This is a genomic window from candidate division KSB1 bacterium (assembly GCA_022562085.1).
Classification (GTDB): Bacteria; Zhuqueibacterota; Zhuqueibacteria; order Oceanimicrobiales; family Oceanimicrobiaceae; genus Oceanimicrobium.
The window spans coordinates 1-3,749 of sequence record JADFPY010000404.1; the positions used below are offsets into that span (position 1 = coordinate 1).

Consider the following 3,749-nt stretch of genomic DNA (forward strand, 5'->3'; position numbering starts at 1 on the left):
GCAAAGACAGAACAAAATTATGGTTTCCCATCAATCACTAGTTAATGTCTCGAATGGATTAGAAGAATCTGGTTTGACTTTTCAAAAATAAATCAGGAAAGAATAATATGCAACTAAAAAATGAGAGGTGGAAACCGGCCGAGTTGAGGTGTTAATTAAACTTCGAGACTTTTACGTCAAAATAGCGGGTTTCTTTCGGGGCACGCTGCCACTGCACCAGGATCGGGCTTTGGTATTTACCAAAGACAATTTCACCGTGGCCCGTTTCAGTGTTTTGCGACACTAAAAGACTGATGTGGCGTTTCATACTGAGAAAACGGGAGGCAGGCAATCTTAAGAAAATCGACAGGAATTTTTCAATAACGGTTTCACTCACGCCAAATTTATCCATCAGCTCATTAAAAACCTGTACCAGATCGTACTTGGCGTAGTCTAATGTCTTACCAGGAATCAGCTGCGGGGCTGCGAGTGCGTGTTTACCTTTTTGCGCCATAAATTTTAGCGGGTTGTGGACGACTTCGGCTAAATCGTGCTTCATGAGCAAGGTCTCATATTCGTTCACCGTAAGCCCGACATTTTGCTCGTCAGCGCCCAAATTAATATCAACTCGACCGTGTTCGATATCCATAGTGCGGACGATATGATTGAGCTGTTCAAAAAATCCGTGGCGCGAGTCGCTTAGCTTTATCGAGTCAATCGGGTGCTTTGAAACCGGAATGGACATTCTTGACTCATGCACAACTTCTTCATGATTAAAACCAAGGATGGTTGTTTTCCGGCAGCGGGATTCTTCCCCGTTCAAGCCGTCCAAATCGATGAAGTAAACCGGCTGGTCAGGTCTGTTTTCGTAGGTTACGCAGTTTTTCATTCCCGAACCAATGAAGACCAAATGTGAATCCGCATTCCTGGGTTCCACCCGTTTTTGCGCCTCTGTTAATTCCGTGCGAAGCTGCAGTTGATCGTGGCGGTAGTCAGCCTCCCGTGGGAACAATTGCTGAAATGCCCCAATAAAAGGTTCCATACGATGACTTAGTTGCGCGGATTGGCTTTCTTCGAGATAGCCGGCGGTTGTATGAAACGAACAATACAGCGCCTTGCGGTAGCGTTTGAATAAATCACCAACGCGTTCGCTGATATGCTGAGTGACATCTATTAAATCGTATCTTGCCCGCGGTTTGAGCTCTAAGCTGATTTCAGTTGGCGATGTTGGCATAGTTCGTTCGGCACGTTAGTAACTGACAAGTAAATTTTCTGCCATACTCGATAAAAGCATTCGAGTACAAGCTTTTTGGCAAGAAATGAAAATTCAAATCCCAAAAAGCAAAGATTTCACGCGAAGGCGCAAAGGGATCGCAAAGAAAAACATGCGTATTCTTTGCGTCTCTGCCCCGACGCGTCGGGGTGCACTTTTAATTTTCCTTTTTTGGTTCCGGTTTATCCGGGTTAGGATTTGAAAATAAAAAACAATCTAGTATTTTTAATTAAAATAGCAAATTAAAAATTCTTTAAATCTATGAGTCTGGTGAGTAAAAAGAGTGGAATCTTATTATAAGTACCAAAAAGCTTCGGTTTTGCGTTAAATCTTTTTTACAAAAATCGGGTTTTTATTTATGGATTAAAAGCTCACGTGTTGGGGTAGTTGTCACCCCTTGTATGTTGAAAGTTAGTAGTTTTTTTATTATTATTTTTTAACTGTTTTTTAAATGTTAGATTAGTTCTTTGGATTTTTAAAGAAGAATCGTTAACCTGGCGTGAAAGAGAAGGACCACCCCGTGGGCTTCAAGCCCGTCCCGTAGTTTCTTCCTTCTGTCAGGTAAAAATCGATGAATAACCTGGTGCAGGACACCGCATATGACAAGGATGATGTTTCCTGACAATTCTTTTTAATCACAGATCCAAAGGAGTTACGTTATGCAAAGTTACTATTTAGGAATTGATGTCAGTAAGGGGTATGCTGATTTTACCCTGCTTGACTCAACGAAACAAACCGTCGAGCCCAATTTTCAACTTGATGACACATTTGATGGTCATTGTGGACTCTATGATTTTCTTAATCAATTTCTCAGTGCTCACCCACAGGCCACAGTCCATGCTGCTGTTGAAAGCACGGGGGGTTATGAAAACAATTGGTTTTGTTCTGTGCATAAGCTTCAGAAAGAGCTAAATGTAAAAGTTGCCAAACTAAACCCAACAGGTGTTAATCATAGCAGTCGAGCCGCCCTCAAACGCGTCATTACAGACAGCATCTCTGCAAGAAATATCGCTGAATATATGATTACACATCCTGAAAAAGTCAACTATGAAACCGAAGATTACTTTGTCGGCCTCAGACGAAAATGGCAATTTATCAAGACACTCATCAAACAAAAGACCCGCTTGTTAAACCAGTTAGAAAAACTCCTCTACATCGCCAACCCGGATGTCTTGCGGTATTGCAAAGATGGTGTCCCTAAATGGGTCTTGAGGTTGTTGCAAGTCTATCCAACGGCAAAGCGCCTGTCTCGAGCAAAAGTCAAAACTGTAGCGTTGATTCCTTACGTTAGCGCACAACGTGCCAATGAACTGATAGGCGCCTCTAAGATGAGCATTGCATCTGCTGAAGATGCATTAACAGAGGATTCAATCCTCACCATGGCCAAAGAAATACGCCATTTGGAGCAGTTGATTAAAAAACAGAGCAAACTTCTTGCCGACGCATGCTCGATGCCGGAGCTTGAGATTCTTAAAACCTTCAACGCTATTGGCGATGCATCGGCCATCGGATTGCTCCTGGAAATTGGAGCTGTGCAAAGATTCCGTACCGTAAAAAAACTCGCTTCCTTTTTTGGGCTGCATCCCAAGTTCAAAACCAGCGGCGATGGAACCAGCGGCATAAGAATGAGTAAAGAAGGCCGCAAAGAACCACGCGCCATCCTCTACATGGTTGCCATGACTGCTATTGTACATAATCCGCTTATTCGGGAAGTCTATCAGAACAACCTCGCAAAAGGCAAATGCAAAATGGACGCGATGGGCGTCTGTATGCACAAAATCTTACGAATTATTTACGGCATGCTGAAGAATAACCAGGCCTTTGACCCGGAAATCGATCGTAAAAACAGAATGAAAGTGCTTCATAAAAAATCCTCTGACCCAAAAAATATTAACCGGAGATTTCAGCAACCGGATGAGAATGCACCCATTTCAAGGAGGCAAAATAAAAAACGAAAAGAGCAAGAACGGTCTCAAAGTGATCCTGTCACCATTCACGAGATCGATGTCCTTGCTCTTTCCAAACATTAATTTCGTGATTCTTCTTATCGTTTCAAAGAACTTTGTTACTTTTTTTAGAACATATAGCTCGAAAAAAAACTTGACTTTAAACCGAATAACTACAGGTTTTAATAACCTGTAAGGTTTAGCCGGAGATTAAGCCGCATCCAATTCTTTACTCAACGTTCAGTAAATATTCAAATCTGCTTCAAACGCGACCGCCACTCTCGCACCTAAAATTTATTACTAACATTTCTCACTTCACAACCGTTCAATTAACAGGATTTAGCCACGGATGAACACTGCTGAAACACGGATTCAAATAGAGCAACTGCACAGTAAGTTGTCAAACTCAACAAATAGCTATCCGTGTCCAATCCGTGTGAATCAGTGGCTCAATTTTGTTTTTAAAGAAATTAAGTCTCATTTCTAAAGTGAGAAATGTCAGTTTGTTATTAATAACCCTGGCAGTGTGAAAAATTATCAAAGAGTATTTA

The 3,749-nt window shown here is 41.7% G+C and carries 2 protein-coding genes; one reads left to right on the forward strand and one right to left on the reverse strand.

The features are described from left to right. Positions 1-151: 151 nt before the first annotated feature. The gene (locus IH879_21235) at positions 152-1,213 is read right to left on the reverse strand and encodes a hypothetical protein (protein MCH7677451.1); all 1,062 of its coding nucleotides are present in this window, start codon (positions 1,211-1,213) and stop codon (positions 152-154) included. A 698-nt stretch (positions 1,214-1,911) separates the two neighbouring features. Between IH879_21235 and IH879_21240 the strand changes: the two genes are divergently transcribed. After that, on the forward strand, positions 1,912-3,282 hold the full coding sequence (locus IH879_21240; GenBank protein ID MCH7677452.1) for an IS110 family transposase: 1,371 nt from the start codon (positions 1,912-1,914) through the stop codon (positions 3,280-3,282). The last annotated feature ends 467 nt before the right edge of the window (positions 3,283-3,749 follow it).

Excerpts from the sequence above, each read along its gene's own strand:
- IH879_21235 (MCH7677451.1), bottom strand. The coding sequence starts at position 1,213 with ATGCCAACATCGCCAACTGAAATCAGCTTAGAGCTCAAACCGCGGGCA.
- IH879_21240 (MCH7677452.1), top strand. The coding sequence starts at position 1,912 with ATGCAAAGTTACTATTTAGGAATTGATGTCAGTAAGGGGTATGCTGAT.